Here is a 14214-nt window from a genome sequence, read left to right as displayed (position 1 = left end):
CTGGGCGCGCCCACGCGGCGGAGCCGCAGATCGACACAGCCCCGCGCCCCTAAAGGGCGCCTCCCTCGTCCGGCACTTCAGTCATCGCCGGGTCCAGCAGACGGGACAAGAAGAGGCGCGTTCGATCGTGCTGCGGATCGGCGATGACCCGGTCCGGGCTGCCGTCCTCGACGATCACGCCCCCGTCCATGAACACCACCCGGTCCGCCACCTCCCGCGCGAACGTCATCTCATGGGTGACCACCATCATCGTCATGCCCTCGTTCGCGAGCATCCGCATCACCGCCAGCACGTCCCCCACCAGCTCCGGGTCGAGCGCCGAGGTCGGTTCGTCGAAGAGCATGACCTCGGGGTCCATGGCCAACGCCCGCGCGATCGCGACGCGTTGCTGCTGACCGCCGGAGAGGGAGGCGGGGTAGGCGTCGGCCTTCTCCGAGAGGCCCACGCGCCGCAGGTTCTCCGCGGCCACCTTCGCCGCTTCCGCCTTGTCCCGGCGCAGGACCCGGCGTTGGGGCAGGGTGAGGTTCTCGGTGACAGACAGGTGCGGGAACAGGTTGAACTGCTGGAAGACCATGCCGATACGGCGACGTACGGCATCGATGTCGACGTCCGGGTCGGTGACTTCGGTGCCGCCGACGAACACCCGCCCCTGGGTGGGTTCTTCGAGCAGGTTCACGCAGCGCAGGAGCGTCGACTTGCCCGAGCCGGACGGCCCGATGACGCACACCACCTCCCCCTGTCCGATCTCCAGGTCGATCCCGCGCAGCACCTCGTTCGTGCCGAACGACTTGTGCAGGCCCCGGACTTCGATCTCGGGACTCCCGGACAGGGCGGTCATCGCACGGCCTCCCCCGTCTTCGTCTCCATACGGCGCACCACGAAGCTCAGCGGGATGGTGACCAACAGATAGCACAGGCCCGCCACCAGGATCGGCGTGGAGTTGGCCGTCGTACTGGCCAAGTCGCGTCCGTATTTGGACAGTTCGCGTTCCTCCAGGGTGACGCCGAGGAACAGGACCAGCGAGGAGTCCTTGAAGAGGAGGACGAGTTCGTTGGTCAGCGGCGGCAGGATGATCCGGAACGCCTGCGGGACGACGATCGACACCATGGCCCGCGCCTGCGAGAAGCCGAGCGAACGGGCCGCCTCCAACTGCCCCTTGGGCACCGCCTGGATGCCCGCGCGGATCGTCTCGGCCATGTACGCGGCCGACACCAGGCCGAGCGCGAGGGCGACCTTGCCGTAGGTACCGCCGATGATCTCCGTGCCGGGGAAGGCGAGCGGCACCGCGACGCCTACGAAGATGAAGATCAGCAGGGCGGGCAGTCCCCGGAAGATCTCGATGTAGATCCCGGCGAGCCAGCGGTACGGCCCGACCGACGACAGCCGCATCAGCGCGACGACCATGCCGAGCACGAGCCCGAAGACGAAGCCGGAGAAGGTGTAGAGCACGGTGTTCTTCAACGCCAGCGTGATGACGTCGGGGAACATCTGCTTGGCGATGCTCCACTGCGCGAACTGGTTCTTCAGGCGCCCCCAGTCGGCGGTGACCGCGAAGGCGATCACCGCGCCGAGGAACACGACGTACTGAACTCCCCTGGACAGCCTGCGCCGTTGACGACGCGTCAGGCCTTTTGCCCGCGGCTGGAGTCGCAGGTCGGTCATGAGGCGGACGGGGAGGCCGAGGGCGAGGCGGCGCCGGCGTCGTACGGGCCGATCCACTTCTCGTACAGCTTCTTGTACGTCCCGTCGGCCTTCGCGTCCTTGATGGCCCTGTTGACGGCGGCGAGGAGTTTCGTGTTGCCCTTCTTGACCGTGAAGCCGTACTGCTCACCGGTGTTGAGGTTGTCGACGACCTCGAAGGCGTCCGCGTTGGCCTTGGTCTTGAGCCAGCCCTGGACGACCGGGTAGTCGATGATGACGGCCTGGACCTGGCCGGTGCGCAGGCCGTTGAGGACGGCGTCGGAGGACTCGAAGGAGACGGGGTCGAAGCCCTTGCTCTTCGCGTAGTCCTCGCCGGTGGTCTGCGCCTGCGCGCCGAGCTTCTTGCCCTTGGTCTTCACATCGGCGAGCGAGGTGATGCCGCTCTTCTTGTCGACGAGGACGGCCTGGGTGGCGTCGAAGTAGGGGTCGGAGAAGTCGACGTTCTTCTTGCGTTCGGCGGTGATGGTCATGCCGGCGGCGGCCAGGTCGCACTCGTCGGCGTTGAGGAAGGCGCCGGTCTTGAAGTTCTCGAACGGGGTGTCGAGAATCGTCTGCTTCACGCCGAGGTTCTTGGCGACGAGGTCGATGAGGGAGACGTCGAAGCCCTGCACCTTGCCGTCGATCTCGGACTGGAAGGGCGGGTAGGGCAGGTGCGTGCAGGTGGTGAGCTGACCGGCTTTCACCAGTTCGACGCCGCCGGCCGCGGTCTTCGAACCGCTGCCCCCGCTGTCGCTCGACGTACAGCCGGCCACGAGGACGAGTGCGGCCGTCGCGGTGGTGGCGGCCAGGGTGCGGGCCCGGCGGCCGAGGAGCGTGTTCACGGAGGCCTCCTGTGACGGAACTGTGGCTTCCGATTATTCGGAGGAGCCGGGTGGACCGCTCGCCGTGGACCGGTGGACACGGGGCCGTACGGGCTAAGAAGTCGCCGGTCAGAGGGGGCCCAGGGGCGCCGGTTACGCTCGTTCCCATCGATCCCGGGACACCTCGGTCCCCTCGGCTGAAAGAGCACCCCCGTGACGCACCCCTTCCTCGACCTGGCCCCGCTGAGCGCCGCGCACTTCGCCGCGATCGAGGACCGGGTGGCTCGGTTGCTCGGTACCGAGCAGGATGTCGTGATCATGCAGGGCGAGGCGTTGCTGCCGCTGGAGGGCGCGATCCGTTCGACGGCCGGCCCGGGCACGGTCGCGCTGAACGTGATCACCGGACCGTACGGGCAGACCTTCGGGAACTGGCTGCGGGACTGCGGCGCCGAGGTGATCGACCTGGCGGTCCCGTTCCACACGGCGGTGACCGCCGACCAGATCCGGGACGCCTTCACGGAACACCCGGAGATCGACTTCGTCTCCCTCGTCCACGCGGAGGCGGCGACCGGCAACACGAACCCGGTCGCGGAGATCGGCGAGGCCGTGCGCGCGCACGGCGCGCTCCTCTACCTGGACGCGGTGGCCTCCATCGGCGCGGAGCCGGTGCTGCCGGACGCCTGGGGTGTCGACCTGTGCGTGATCGGCGCACAGAAAGCGATGGGCGGCCCGGCGGGCGTATCGGCGGTGTCGGTGAGCACACGGGCCTGGACCCGCATGACCTCGAACCCCGGGGCCCCGCGCCGCTCGTACCTCTCCCTCCTCGACTGGAAGGACCGCTGGACCGACGCCGGCCGCACGGCCCTGCCGCACGCACCGGCCCAGTTGGAGATGCTCGCCCTGGAGGCGTGCGTGGAGCGGATCGAGTCGGAGGGCCTGGACACGGTGATGCGCCGCCACGCCGTCACGGCCGCGGCGACCCGGGCGGGAGCGGTGGCCCTGGGCGGCGGCCTCGAACCCTACGTCCACGACGCGACCGAGGCCGCCCCCGTCGCTACGACCCTCAGGACACCGCCGGGTGTCGTCGCGTCGGAACTGGTGGCGAGGGCCCTGGCCTCGGACCCCACCCTGCCGCTGGTGGCGGGTGGCGGCGCCCTGGCCAAGGAGATGATCCGGGTCAACCACTACGGGGCCGACGCGACGGTGGGAGCGGTACAGAGCTGCTTGGCGGCGCTGGGCGCGGCACTGGCCGAGCAGGGGCTGTCGGTGGATCCGGAAGGTGCGCGGGGAGCCGTTGAAGGGGTGTGGCGGTAACCCGGCGCCGCGGAGGGCCGGCTCCCTACGCTGGCCCTCGTGACTCCGACCCTCCCGGACGGCCGTCCCTTCCCTCTCGTGACGGGCGCCGAGCGCCCCATGCTCGAAGGCTGGCTCGCCTTCCACCGGGCCACGCTGGAGTTGAAGTGCGCCGGCCTCGACGACACACAGGTACGGCTGGCGGCGGCCGAGCCCTCGTCGCTGACGTTGCTCGGCCTGGTCCAGCACCTCGCCGAGGTCGAACGGAACTGGTTCCAGCGGGTGTTCGGGCTCGACGTGCCGCCGGTGTACGACGCGGAGGGCGGATACGCCCTCGACCCCGGGCGCGGGATCGAAGAGGCGCCGGCCGTATGGCGGCGGAAGATCGCGCGGGGCCAGGAGCACTGCGCGGGGCTGTCGCTGGACCACGTCGGGCGGGTCACCGACGGGTCGATGGCCGGGCTCCGGGTCAGTCCGCGACGGGCGCTTATCCATCTGGTCGAGGAGTACGCGCGGCACAACGGCCACGCCGATATCCTGCGAGAAAGCATCGACGGGTTGACCGGGACGTAATAGCGCGCTCAATTCGGATGCAATTCCAGAATTCTCCTGCCCGATTTCCGCGCACCTAAACGCAAACAATTCGCGTAGATCCCGTGAGGGTTACACGCTTGTGACCCGTTACACAGGGCACCCGATTTACGGCTTACATGCGGGTCAAACCAGTACATACCTCACGCACATGCACGCGTGATAACACAGCGCAGCCTCAGACGTAACCCCCTCCCTCCATGCAATTTCAAATTTCCCTCGGTAAATTCAATTCGCATGACTGCCACCCGAGCCGACCTGTTTGCCGATCTGTACATCGACCGCCCCACGGTGGCCGACGGCGCCGCACTCTGGCGTATTGCCAAGAACTCGGACGCCCTCGACCTGAACTCGTCGTACAGCTATCTGCTGTGGTGCCGGGACTTCGCCGGTACGTCGGCGGTCGTACGGGACGAGCGCGGGGAGCCGGTCGGCTTCGTCACCGGGTACGTGCCGCCGGACCGGCCGGGCACCCTGCTCGTGTGGCAGGTGGCCGTGGACGCCGCGCAGCGCGGTCGCGGACTTGCCTCCCGGATGCTCGACGGACTCGGCGAGCGGGTCGCGGCCGAGTACGGGGTGACCGGGATCGAGACCACGATCTCGCCCGGCAACACCGCCTCCGAGCGCCTCTTCACGTCGTACGCCGAACGGCACGGCGCCACCGTCGAGCGCACGGTCCTGTTCGAGGCCGGTGACTTTCCGGACGGACCGCACGACCCCGAAGTGCTCTACCAGATCGGCCCGTTGAGTCTCTGAGCCCCCAGCCTCCGAGAACCCCCCACACCCACCGAGGAGCAATTCGCGTGACCATCACCCAGCCCGATCTCAGCGTCTTCGAGACCCTGGAGTCCGAGGTCCGCAGCTACTGCCGCGGCTGGCCCACCGTCTTCGACCGGGCCCGGGGCAGCCGTATGTACGACGAGGACGGCCACGCCTACCTCGACTTCTTCGCGGGCGCCGGCTCACTCAACTACGGACACAACAACCCGGTCCTGAAACGGGCGTTGATCGACTACCTGGAGCGGGACGGCGTCACGCACGGGCTCGACATGTCGACCAGTGCGAAGCGCGCGTTCCTGGAGACCTTCCAGGACCTGGTGCTGCGGCCCCGCGACCTGCCGTACAAGGTGATGTTCCCGGGCCCGACCGGCACCAACGCCGTTGAATCCGCACTGAAATTGGCGCGGAAGGTGAAGGGCCGCGAGTCGATCGTGTCGTTCACCAACGCCTTCCACGGCATGTCGCTCGGCTCACTGGCCGTGACCGGCAACGCCTTCAAGCGGGCGGGTGCCGGTATCCCGCTGGTGCACGGCACGCCGATGCCGTTCGACAACTACTTCGACGGCCAGGTCCCCGACTTCCTGTGGTTCGAGCGGCTGTTGGAGGACCAGGGCTCCGGCCTCAACAAGCCGGCCGCCGTGATCGTCGAGACCGTGCAGGGCGAGGGCGGCATCAACGCCGCCCGTCCCGAATGGCTGCGCGCGCTCGCCGAGTTGTGCGAGCGCCAGGACATGCTGCTCATCGTCGACGACATCCAGATGGGCTGCGGGCGCACCGGCGCGTTCTTCTCCTTCGAGGAGTCGGGCATTGTGCCCGACATCGTCACCGTCTCCAAGTCCATCAGCGGCTACGGCCTTCCCATGTCGCTGTGCCTGTTCAAGCCGGAGCTGGACATCTGGGAGCCGGGCGAGCACAACGGTACGTTCCGCGGCAACAACCCGGCGTTCGTCACCGCCACCGCCGCCCTGGAGACGTACTGGGCGGACGGCTCCGCGATGGAGAAGCAGACCCGGACCCGCGGTGAGCAGGTCGAGCAGGGGCTGATCTCCATCACCGAGGAGAACCTCGCCGACATCAAGGAGTACCGGGGCCGCGGGCTGGTCTGGGGCATCGAGTTCAAGGACCCCGAGCGCGCCGGACGCATCTGCGCCCGGGCCTTCGAACTCGGCCTGCTCGTCGAGACGTCGGGCCCGCAGGGCGAGGTCGTGAAACTCCTCCCCGCGCTGACCATCACCCCGGAGGAGCTGGACGAGGGCCTGAGCGTCCTCGCCCGCGCCGTACGCGAAACCGTCTGAACAACCCGACCGTCCGACACCACGCCAAGGAGGCGTCACCACACCGTGATTGTCCGTTCGTTCAAGGAACTCGAAGGCACCGACCGGCACATCAAGGCCGCGTCCGGCACCTGGGAGAGCAAGCGCGTCGTCCTCGCCAAGGAGCGGGTCGGCTTCTCGGTCCACGAGACCGTCCTGTACGCGGGGACCGAGACGTCGATGTGGTACGCGAACCACATCGAGGCCGTCGTCTGTGTCGAGGGCGAGGCCGAACTCACCGACAACGAGACCGGGATGACGTACACGATCACGCCCGGGACCACGTACCTCCTCGACGGGCACGAGCGGCACACGATGCGGATCAAGGAGGACTTCCGCTGCATCTGTGTCTTCAACCCGCCCGTCACCGGACGGGAGGACCACGACGAGAACGGCGTCTATCCGCTGCTGACCGAGCCCGAGGAGGTCTGACGAGCATGACCACCGTCACCAGCGTCACCGACCTGTACCCCAGCCGCGGCATCACCGAGGTGTCCGGCCCGCGCAAGGACCCCGTCGTCTGGGGCTCCCCCGACACCCCGGGGCCGATCCCGACGACCGACCTCCAGACCTTCGAGCGCGACGGCTTCCTCGCCATGCAGGACCTGCTGCCCGACGACGAAGTCGACGTCTACCGCCGGGAGTTGGAGCGCCTGGTCGCCGACCCCGCGATCCGGGCCGACGAACGGTCGATCGTCGAGCCGCAGTCGAAGGAGATCCGGTCCGTCTTCGAGGTGCACCGGATCAGCGAGGTGTTCGCGCGGCTCGTGCGGGACGAGCGGGTCGTCGGGCGGGCCCGCCAGATCCTCGGCTCGGACGTGTACGTCCACCAGTCCCGGATCAATGTGAAGCCCGGCTTCGGGGCGAGCGGCTTCTACTGGCACTCGGACTTCGAGACCTGGCACGCCGAGGACGGTCTGCCGAACATGCGCACCGTGTCCGTGTCGATCGCGCTCACCGAGAACCACGACACCAACGGCGGCCTCATGATCATGCCGGGCTCGCACCGCACGTTCCTCGGCTGCGCGGGCGCGACCCCCGAGGACAACTACCGCCAGTCGCTCCAGATGCAGGACGCGGGCACCCCGTCCGACGACGCGCTGACCGGCATGGCCGCCGCGTACGGCATCAAGTTGTTCACGGGCAGGGCCGGTTCGGCGACCTGGTTCGACTGCAACTGCATGCACGGCTCCGGCGACAACATCACCCCGTTCCCGCGCAGCAACGTCTTCATCGTGTTCAACAGCGTGGAGAACAAGGCGGTCGAGCCGTTCGCGGCGCCGGTGCGTCGGCCGGAGTTCATCGGGGCACGGGACTTCACCCCGGTGCGGTGACCCGCCCCTTCCGACCTCAGCCGGCCAGCACGTCCACAAGCCGGTCGACGTCCTGCGGGGTGTTGTAGAGGTGGAAGGCGGCGCGCAGGTTCCCGGCGCGGTCGGAGACCTCGACTCCGGCCGCGCTCAACTCCCCCTGTCTCCGGCCCAGTCCGGGCACCGACACGATCGGGGACCCCGGGGACGCGACGGGCTCGTGCCCGAGCGTGGCGAGGCCCGCGCGGAAGCGGTCGGCCAGGCCGAGGTCGTGCGCGCGTACGACGTCCACGCCCAACTCCTCCAGCAGAGCGAGGGAGTGGCGGGCCCCGGCGTAGGAGAAGAGGGCCGGGCTCTCGTCGAACCGGCGGGCGGAGTGGGCGAGTTCGGCGACCGGGCCGTAGCAGCTGTCCCAGGGCGCCTCGCCCGCGACCCAGCCGGCGAAGACCGGGTTGAGGCCGCCGAGGTCCTCCGGCGTGACCAGGAAGGCGACCCCGCGCGGGCAGAAGAGCCACTTGAAGCCGACGGCGGCGACATAGTCGTAGGCGTCCGCGTCGAGGTCGAACCAGCCGACCGCCTGCGACGCGTCGACGTACGTCCGCGCCCCGTGCTCGCGTGCCGCCGCCCGGAGCGCGGGCAGGTCGGCGATGCGACCGTCGGCCGACTGCGCGGCGCTGACCGCGACGAGTGCGGTGCCGGGGCGCACCGAATCGGCGATCCGCTCCAGCGGGACGCTGCGCACCTTGAGGTCGGCGCGCATGTGGAAGGGGTTCACCACGGAGCTGAAGTCGGCATCGGCGGTGAGGACTTCGGCGCCGGGAGGCAGCGCGGCGGCGATCAGTCCGCTGTAGACCGCGACGGACGCCCCGGCCGCCACCCGGCCCGCCGGAACGCGGGTCAGGCGGGCGAAGGCGGCGCGGGAGGCCTCGACGTCGTCGAACATATCGGTCGGTGTGCCGACCGCGGCGGCCTCGACGGCGGTGTGCATCGCGGTGACGGTGCGGGTCGGGAGGAGGCCGGTGCTCGCGGTGTTGAGATAGGTGTTCTTCGGGGCGAACTCGGCGCGGACGAGGCTCTCGAAGGTCTCCATGGCACCACTCTGCGGTGCTGTACGAGCCCCGTCCATTGCGCGTTTTTGCGTGGTTCCTCGAAGCAACGCTTATGAGTCAGCGCTGACCTGCGGCTTTCAGGCCTGCGGGACCGCGCAGCCGTCGGGACCGCAGGCCTCCGCGTCACCGTTGTCGATCAGCTTGAGCGGGGAGTGCTCGCCCCACGCCTGGGTCAGCGCCTGGGCGAAGACCTCGGCGGGCTGGGCGCCGGAGACGCCGTACTTGCGGTCGAGGACGAAGAACGGGACGCCGTTCGCGCCCAGTTCGGCGGCCTCGCGCTCGTCGGCGCGGACGTCGTCGGCGTACGCGGTCGGGTCGGCCAGCACCTTGCGGGCCTCCTCGGCGTCCAGCCCGGCGCCGGCGGCGAGTTCGACGAGCCGCTCGTCGCTGTCGAACACGGACCGCTCTTCGGCGAAGTTCGCCTTGTACAGCGCCTGGATCAGCTCGTCCTGGCGGCCCCGCTCCTTGGCGAGGTGGAGCAGGCGGTGCATGTCGAAGGTGTTGCCGTGGTCACGGTCGCGGGTGCGGTAGTCGAGCCCCTCGGCGGCGGCCTGCGCGCCCAGGTTGTCCTCACCGGCCTGCGCCTGCGCCTCGCTCATGCCGTACTTCTTGGTGAGCATCTTCAGCACGGGCTGGGTGTCGCCCTTGGCACGGCCCGGGTCCAACTCGAAGGACCGGTGCACGACCTCGACCCCGTCACGGTGCGGAAAGGCGTCGAGCGCCTTCTCAAATCGGGCCTTTCCGACATAGCACCAGGGGCACGCTATATCCGACCAAATTTCGACGCGCATTCTTCGGCTCTTTCCAGACGTGTACGACTGACGGAGACTCCCTCCGTTTCCCCCGTGAACGCCCCGCCGACCCGCTTCATTCCCCGGCGAGGGCCAGCCGCATCCCCAGGTGATGATCACCGTCGGCCGCACCGGCGACCCAGCCCTGACGGACGTAGAACGCCTGCGCCCGTTCGTTGTCGACATGCACTTCGAGTACGGCGGTCCGCCGGGCGTCGGCCCGCCACTGCTCGACACAGGCCGTGTGCAGGGCCGTACCGAGACCGGCGCGCCACCGGTCGGGGTCGACGTGGAACTGGAACAGCGTGACCGTGTCCGCCGGGTCGCCCTCCGGGGTGCGGAAGGAGGCGATGGCGACGATACGGCCGTTCTCGACCGCGCACAGCACATGGCCGTCGGGGCGTTCGACGGCGGCCAGCCAGAGGGCGCGCCAGTCGACGTCGGACGGCGGGAGGCCGTCGGGGTAGTAGGTGGAGCGGGCGCGGAAGTGCAGGTCGGCGATGGCCTCGGCCTCGGCGGGCAGGGCCGTGCGGATCATCAGGGTGTCGATGGCGCGATCGCTCGTCATACGACCGATGACGTGACCTGTGTCGCTTCGGTTCCCAGTCGGCTGACCTCCGCCGTTTCGGTTCCCAGCCGGCTGAACTGCGCCCGGTAGGCGCTCGGGGTCAGCCCGGTGCGCCGGACCAGGTGGCCGCGCAGCGAGTCCGCCGTGCCCAGGCCGCAGGCGCGGGCCACCTGGTCCATGGGGAGGGTGGTGGTCTCCAGGAGTTCCCTGGCGCGCTCGACGCGCTGGTGGAGCAGCCACTGCAACGGGCTCACCGCGCTCTCCGCGTGGAAGCGGCGGGTGAGGGTGCGCACGCTGACGCCCGAGTGCCGGGCCAGGTCGGTGAGGGTGAGCGGCTTGTCGAGGTTGCGCATGGCCCAGCCCCGGGTGTCGGCGCAGGCGGTGCCGCGCTCGGGCGGCAGCGGGGTCTGCGTGAACTGGGTCTGGCCGCCCGGCCGTACGGGTGCGACGAGGGCGAGGCGGGCCACCTCGTTGGCGACGGCGGCGTCGTAGTCGGTGCGGATGATGTGCAGGCAGAGGTCGATTCCGGCGGCGTATCCGGAGGAGGTCAGGACCTGGCCGTCCTGGACGTAGAGGACGTCACCGGTGAGGTCGACCGCCGGGTAGCGGCTGCGCAGTTCCTCCGCCTGGTTCCAGTACGTCGTGGCCCTGCGGCCGTCCAGCAGTCCCGCCTCCGCCAGGGCGAACGCGCCGCTGCAGGGGGATCGCCGTGTTCGGGGCGCTGGTCTCCGACGGTTTCACGACGGGCCTGCGGGAGAGCCTCGCGATCAGCGCGACTCTCTTCGCGGTGACGGCCTTCCTCAGCTTCCGTCTCTCAGGTCGTCCGGCCAACTCGCCCTGAACTCAAGGTGGTCGTACGTCACGACACACCCCTCCCCCATCGGCGACTGCGTCATGAACCCGACCAGCGCCGCGTCCGTCTCCTTCTCGTCCCCGAGGGTGAAGAGCCGGACGAAGGTCCAGCGCTCACCGTCGAGGGAGGCGTGGAAGGCGAAGGCGCGGCCGGTGCGGCTGATCCGGAGCCACACCGAACTCCCCTCCACCGTGAAGGAGTTGGCGTCGTCGGAGTGTCCCCGGGTGACCACCGTGCAGACGGTGGGCACGTCCGGCGAATACTCCAGGCACAGCTTGGCCCAGGCCCGCTCCCCGACATGGACGTAGAGCACCCCGGCATCGAACGACCCCGCGAACCCGACAGTCACGCGAGCGATGAGCTGAAAGTCGCCGTGCGGCGCCCCGAGCAACCGGGGCGCGTCGGAGGCCGGGTCCAGCCCCTCCCCGGTGGGCGGCACGAACCGGTCCTGCCGGGGACCCGCCCACCCGGTGAGCACACCGTCCTCGTAGGACCAGTGCCCGTCGGGCCCATAAGTACGGAGGGGGAAGGGTAGTTCGAAGAGTTCCAAGTCCATCCACCAATCATCTCAGGCGCAGTGGACCTACCAGGGGCGCGGGGAACTGCGCGACCAGCCACAGCGGACCTTCAGCCCGAAAACCACCGCACCCCGACGACGCTACCGCTCCAAGTGCCCGTCATAACGCCGAGGCAGGCCCAGCGGATTACCGTCCCGCAACTCCAACGGCAGCAACGCCTCAGGCGTGTTCTGGTAAGCGACAGGCCGCAGCCACCGCTCAATAGCCGTACCGCCAACAGAAGTTGAGGTAGACGTCGTAGCCGGGTACGGCCCCCCGTGCTGCTGAGCCGCCGCAACCGCGACCCCCGTAGGCCACGCATTCACCAACACCCGCCCGGCCAACGGCGTCAGCTCCGCCAGGATCTCCGCCCCACGCCCCTCCCCGGCCGCCTCCCCCGCCGACAGATGAACCGTCGCCGTAAGATTCCCCGGGAGTCGCGACAACACGGCCTGCGCCTGCGCGTCATCGTCATAGCGCGCCACCACAGTGACCGGCCCGAAGCACTCTTCGAGCAGCAGGTCGTACGCCCCCTCGGACGCCAGCTTCTCCGCCGGCACCGTCAAGAACCCGGGACTCACCGTGTGCTCGCTGCCCGCGCCGGGCGTCACCGGCGAGTCCACCTCAGGGAGTTGGGCCCGCTCGCTGACCCCCGCGAGGAAGTTGTCGCGCATCCGGTGGTCCAGCAGCACCCCGGAGTCCGTGTCGCTGACGGCATCGGTGAGGGACTTGACCAGCCCGTCCCCGGCGGAGCCGGACGGCACGAGCACCAGCCCGGGCTTCACACAGAACTGCCCGACGCCCAGGGTCATCGACCCGGCAAGCCCCGTACCGATCGCCTCGGCCCGCTCGGCCGCGGCCGCCTCGGTGATCACGACGGGGTTGAGGGAGCCCAGTTCGCCGTGGAAGGGGATCGGGACCGGCCGGGCCGCCGCCGCGTCGAAGAGGGCACGGCCGCCGCGTACGGAACCGGTGAACCCGGCCGCCGAGATCAGCGGGTGCTTGACGAGCTCCACGCCCGCCTCGAAGCCGTGCACCAGGCCGAGGACGCCGGCCGGGATGCCCTGCTCGGCGGCGGCCCGGCGCAGCACGCTCGCGACCAGTTCGGACAGGCCGGGGTGGTCGGGGTGGGCCTTGACGACGACCGGGCAGCCGGCGGCCAGCGCGCTCGCGGTGTCGCCGCCGGGGACGGAGAAGGCGAAGGGGAAGTTGGAGGCCGAGTAGACGGCGACGACACCCAGCGGCACCTTGTAGCGGCGCAGGTCCGGGATCGGCGGGGTGGCCGTGTCGTCGGGGTGGTTGATGACCACGTCGAGGAAGGCGCCCTCGTCGACGATGTCCGCGAAGGCCCTCAACTGGTAGCAGGTGCGGGCCAGTTCGCCGTTCAGCCGGACCGGGCCGAGCGCGGTCTCCGCGTCGGCGACTTCCACCAACTGGTTCTTGGCCGCTTCGAGCTGGTCGGCGGCGCCGCGCAGGAAGGCCGCGCGGACCGTACGGTCGGCGAGCGAGCCGCGCGCGGCGTGGGCCGCGCGGACGGTGGCGTCCACCTCCTGGGCTGTGGCCTCCACCGCAACCTGTTCCCGCTGCTTCCCGGTTCGGGGGTCGACACTCCAGACTGGTGCTGCTGCCACCGCGGGTCCCTCCACATGTAGTGCCGCAGTTCTGGGTCATTCACCAGGCTCGTTCGATATGCTGAACGCTGTCTCTGATGATGAATATGCTCGTGGGAGACGATAACTCAAGGTTCTCGTCGAACGAAGGGGTCAAGGGCGATGTCGGCAGGCGAGACAGGCGGCGGGGCACAGGTCAAGTCCGCGGTGCGGACGGTGGAGCTGCTCGAATACTTCGCGGGCCGGCCCGGTATGCACTCCCTCGCGGCGGTCCAGGAGGCCGTCGGCTACCCCAAGTCCAGCCTCTACATGCTGCTGCGCACGCTCGTGGAGCTGGGCTGGGTGGAGACGGACGCGACGGGCACGCGGTACGGCATCGGCGTACGGGCACTCCTGGTCGGCACCTCGTACATCGACGGCGACGAGGTCGTGGCGGCGGCCCGCCCCACCCTGGACCGCCTCTCGGACGACACCACGGAGACCATCCACCTCGCCCGCCTCGACGGCACGAACGTGGTCTATCTGGCCACCCGCCAGTCGCAGCACTATCTACGGCCCTTCACCCGCGTCGGCCGCCGGCTCCCGGCGCACTCGACCTCGCTGGGCAAGGCGCTGCTGAGCACCTACTCGGACGAGCAGGTCCGCAAGATGCTCCCGGAGACGCTGCCCGCGCTCACCGAGCACACGATCACCGACCGCGAGAAGCTCATCGAGGAACTGCACACGGTCCGTGAGCAGGGCTTCGCCGTGGACCGCGAGGAGAACACGCTGGGCCTGCGCTGCTTCGGCGTCGCGATCCCGTACCGCACCCCGGCCCGGGACGCGATCAGCTGCTCGGTGCCGGTGGCCCGGCTGACGCCCGCGCACGAGCAGATGGTGAAGGACGCCCTGTTCGACGCCCGTGACCGGCTCACCCTCGCCACCCGGAGGCTCTGACT

The 14214-nt window shown here is 69.6% G+C and carries 15 protein-coding genes and 1 pseudogene; 7 read left to right on the top strand and 9 right to left on the bottom strand.

The window, feature by feature from the left end; genetic code table 11:
• Positions 1–49: 49 nt before the first annotated feature.
• Genes ACIRRY_RS39230 through ACIRRY_RS39220 form a run of 3 tightly spaced genes read right to left on the bottom strand, consistent with a single transcriptional unit; the run spans position 50 to position 2522 of the window.
• Positions 50–838, bottom strand: a complete 789-nt coding sequence (locus ACIRRY_RS39230) for an amino acid ABC transporter ATP-binding protein (RefSeq protein ID WP_403982840.1) — start codon at positions 836–838, stop codon at positions 50–52.
• Positions 835–1662, bottom strand: coding sequence for an amino acid ABC transporter permease (locus tag ACIRRY_RS39225; protein WP_403982837.1), 828 nt, complete (start codon positions 1660–1662; stop codon positions 835–837). Before ACIRRY_RS39225 ends, ACIRRY_RS39230 begins: the two co-directional genes overlap by 4 nt.
• Positions 1659–2522, bottom strand: a complete 864-nt coding sequence (locus tag ACIRRY_RS39220) for a transporter substrate-binding domain-containing protein (protein WP_403982834.1) — start codon at positions 2520–2522, stop codon at positions 1659–1661. Before ACIRRY_RS39220 ends, ACIRRY_RS39225 begins: the two co-directional genes overlap by 4 nt.
• Before the next feature lie 192 nt (positions 2523–2714).
• Here ACIRRY_RS39220 and ACIRRY_RS39215 point away from each other — a divergent pair, with 192 nt between their 5' ends.
• From ACIRRY_RS39215 to thpD, 6 genes are all read left to right on the top strand, one after another.
• Complete coding sequence (locus ACIRRY_RS39215; RefSeq protein ID WP_403982831.1) at positions 2715–3815, top strand: pyridoxal-phosphate-dependent aminotransferase family protein; 1101 nt, start codon at positions 2715–2717, stop codon at positions 3813–3815.
• Positions 3816–3914: 99 nt separating this feature from the next.
• A complete protein-coding gene (locus ACIRRY_RS39210) occupies positions 3915–4367 on the top strand; it encodes a DinB family protein (RefSeq protein ID WP_403983036.1) in 453 nt (150 codons plus the stop codon).
• A 255-nt stretch (positions 4368–4622) separates the two neighbouring features.
• Positions 4623–5141: a diaminobutyrate acetyltransferase gene (ectA, locus tag ACIRRY_RS39205; RefSeq protein WP_403982829.1), complete on the top strand. Its 519-nt coding sequence runs from the start codon at positions 4623–4625 to the stop codon at positions 5139–5141.
• Between the two features lie 47 nt (positions 5142–5188).
• Positions 5189–6460, top strand: a complete 1272-nt coding sequence (gene ectB / locus ACIRRY_RS39200) for a diaminobutyrate--2-oxoglutarate transaminase (protein WP_403982827.1) — start codon at positions 5189–5191, stop codon at positions 6458–6460.
• 45 nt (positions 6461–6505) lie between these two features.
• On the top strand, positions 6506–6910 hold the full coding sequence (locus ACIRRY_RS39195; protein WP_403982825.1) for an ectoine synthase: 405 nt from the start codon (positions 6506–6508) through the stop codon (positions 6908–6910).
• A gap of 5 nt (positions 6911–6915) precedes the next feature.
• Entirely contained in the window at positions 6916–7812 is an 897-nt protein-coding gene (thpD, locus tag ACIRRY_RS39190; protein ID WP_403982822.1) for an ectoine hydroxylase, read from the top strand.
• A gap of 16 nt (positions 7813–7828) precedes the next feature.
• On the opposite strand, the gene ACIRRY_RS39185 is transcribed toward thpD, so the two are convergent.
• The 6 genes and pseudogenes from ACIRRY_RS39185 to ACIRRY_RS39160 form a co-directional block, all read right to left on the bottom strand.
• Positions 7829–8878 (bottom strand): aminotransferase class V-fold PLP-dependent enzyme, encoded by a 1050-nt coding sequence (locus ACIRRY_RS39185; protein ID WP_403982819.1) that lies wholly within the window; start codon positions 8876–8878, stop codon positions 7829–7831.
• Between the two features lie 96 nt (positions 8879–8974).
• Positions 8975–9688 (bottom strand): DsbA family oxidoreductase, encoded by a 714-nt coding sequence (locus tag ACIRRY_RS39180; protein ID WP_403982816.1) that lies wholly within the window; start codon positions 9686–9688, stop codon positions 8975–8977.
• 76 nt (positions 9689–9764) lie between these two features.
• Entirely contained in the window at positions 9765–10256 is a 492-nt protein-coding gene (locus ACIRRY_RS39175) for a GNAT family N-acetyltransferase (protein WP_403982813.1), read from the bottom strand.
• Positions 10253–10960: pseudogene (locus ACIRRY_RS39170) on the bottom strand (GlxA family transcriptional regulator); the annotation flags it as partial. The gene ACIRRY_RS39175 and the pseudogene ACIRRY_RS39170, both read right to left, overlap by 4 nt.
• A gap of 96 nt (positions 10961–11056) precedes the next feature.
• Positions 11057–11665, bottom strand: a complete 609-nt coding sequence (locus tag ACIRRY_RS39165; protein ID WP_403982810.1) for a DUF1349 domain-containing protein — start codon at positions 11663–11665, stop codon at positions 11057–11059.
• Between the two features lie 102 nt (positions 11666–11767).
• A complete protein-coding gene (locus ACIRRY_RS39160; RefSeq protein ID WP_403982807.1) occupies positions 11768–13297 on the bottom strand; it encodes an aldehyde dehydrogenase (NADP(+)) in 1530 nt (509 codons plus the stop codon).
• 141 nt (positions 13298–13438) lie between these two features.
• On the opposite strand from ACIRRY_RS39160, the gene ACIRRY_RS39155 reads away from it, so the two are divergent.
• Positions 13439–14212 carry an IclR family transcriptional regulator gene (locus tag ACIRRY_RS39155; RefSeq protein WP_200678173.1) on the top strand — a complete coding sequence of 258 codons (774 nt, stop codon included), beginning with the start codon at positions 13439–13441 and terminating at the stop codon, positions 14210–14212.
• Positions 14213–14214: the final 2 nt, after the last annotated feature.

It is taken from the genome of Streptomyces sp. NPDC101776, assembly GCF_044766845.1.
In the GTDB taxonomy this organism is placed as follows: Bacteria; Actinomycetota; Actinomycetes; order Streptomycetales; family Streptomycetaceae; genus Streptomyces.
Note: the sequence above shows the minus strand (reverse complement) of the source record. Positions and strands in the feature narration are given on the sequence as shown.

Coding starts and splice junctions, on each gene's coding strand:
- ACIRRY_RS39230 (WP_403982840.1), bottom strand. CDS start 838: ATGACCGCCCTGTCCGGGAGTCCCGAGATCGAAGTCCGGGGCCTGCAC.
- ACIRRY_RS39225 (WP_403982837.1), bottom strand. CDS start 1,662: ATGACCGACCTGCGACTCCAGCCGCGGGCAAAAGGCCTGACGCGTCGT.
- ACIRRY_RS39210 (WP_403983036.1), top strand. CDS start 3,915: ATGCTCGAAGGCTGGCTCGCCTTCCACCGGGCCACGCTGGAGTTGAAG.
- ectA (WP_403982829.1), top strand. CDS start 4,623: ATGACTGCCACCCGAGCCGACCTGTTTGCCGATCTGTACATCGACCGC.
- thpD (WP_403982822.1), top strand. CDS start 6,916: ATGACCACCGTCACCAGCGTCACCGACCTGTACCCCAGCCGCGGCATC.
- ACIRRY_RS39185 (WP_403982819.1), bottom strand. CDS start 8,878: ATGGAGACCTTCGAGAGCCTCGTCCGCGCCGAGTTCGCCCCGAAGAAC.
- ACIRRY_RS39180 (WP_403982816.1), bottom strand. CDS start 9,688: ATGCGCGTCGAAATTTGGTCGGATATAGCGTGCCCCTGGTGCTATGTC.
- ACIRRY_RS39175 (WP_403982813.1), bottom strand. CDS start 10,256: ATGACGAGCGATCGCGCCATCGACACCCTGATGATCCGCACGGCCCTG.
- ACIRRY_RS39165 (WP_403982810.1), bottom strand. CDS start 11,665: ATGGACTTGGAACTCTTCGAACTACCCTTCCCCCTCCGTACTTATGGG.
- ACIRRY_RS39155 (WP_200678173.1), top strand. CDS start 13,439: ATGTCGGCAGGCGAGACAGGCGGCGGGGCACAGGTCAAGTCCGCGGTG.